The 913-nt window shown below is 68.2% G+C and carries 1 protein-coding gene; it reads right to left on the bottom strand.

The genetic code is table 11. The features are described 5' to 3' along the window. A partial coding sequence (locus CSC71_RS15240) for an IS110 family transposase (protein WP_162375227.1) occupies positions 1 to 695 on the bottom strand: 695 nt, incomplete at its 3' end. Positions 696 to 913 lie beyond the last annotated feature (218 nt).

Genomic DNA, 913 nt, shown 5'->3' with positions numbered 1-913 from the left:
TGGCTCTGGCCGCTGTCGCGGTTGAGCGGCGCCACGCCCGCCAGGCGCGCAATCTCCCTTCGGGTCAATTGTCCAAGCTCCGGCAGCAATGCCAGCACGCTGGCCTGGAATTGCGGGCCGAGTCCCTTGCACGAACGCAACGCCGGCGTGGCGTGTTCCTGCAACAAGGCCTTGATCGCCGCATCGACCGCCGCCTGTTCGCGCCGCAGTGCCGCCAGCGTCTTGCGCGCCAATGGCAGGATCGCCGGTAGCGTCATGGTCAACTGCTGGCGCGTGCGCTGGATGGCCTCGGTCACCTGATGGCGGCGGCGCAGCCAGCCTTTCAGTTCGCCTTGCCATGCCGGTGCCGGCACATGCAGGCGCAGACGACCGTGGAATGCATGCGCCATCTCCGCCAGCATCCGCGCATCCAGCACATCGGTCTTGGCCTGCTGGCCCGTGGCGCGGGCGAAGTCGCGCGCCTGGCGCGGGTTGATCCGCGCCACCCACACCCCCGCCTTGGCGCAGGCGTCGAGCACGGCATCCTCGTACCCGCCGGTCGCCTCGAGCACCACCCGAACGTCGGACCGCGCCCGCAACGCCTTCAGCAGCCGGCTGATGCCTGCGGGGGTGTTGGGATGCCGCACCACCCTGGCTTCGCCGAATACCGCCACGTCCAGCGACGCCTTGCCCACATCGATCCCGACTGCCGTCATCTCGTCCTCCGCGCTAAAGTAGGCCGGTCGAGAGCATCACGTCCGGCCCACGCTTATCGGTGCGAGGGAAGCCTCGCGCAACTGTTCGGGCGTCGGGACGCGAGATCCGGTGTGCGGCCCCTGCTGAATTACGGTGCGGCTACACCGAGGCGTTATCGGGCGCGCACACCGGGCTCTCGGCGCTTACAGTAGGGGAAAGCAAAGACATAAGGCGTTAG

This window comes from Pseudoxanthomonas sangjuensis (assembly GCF_010211755.1).
Classification (GTDB): Bacteria; Pseudomonadota; Gammaproteobacteria; order Xanthomonadales; family Xanthomonadaceae; genus Pseudoxanthomonas_A; species Pseudoxanthomonas_A sangjuensis.
This window is presented reverse-complemented; position numbering and strand designations above follow the sequence as displayed.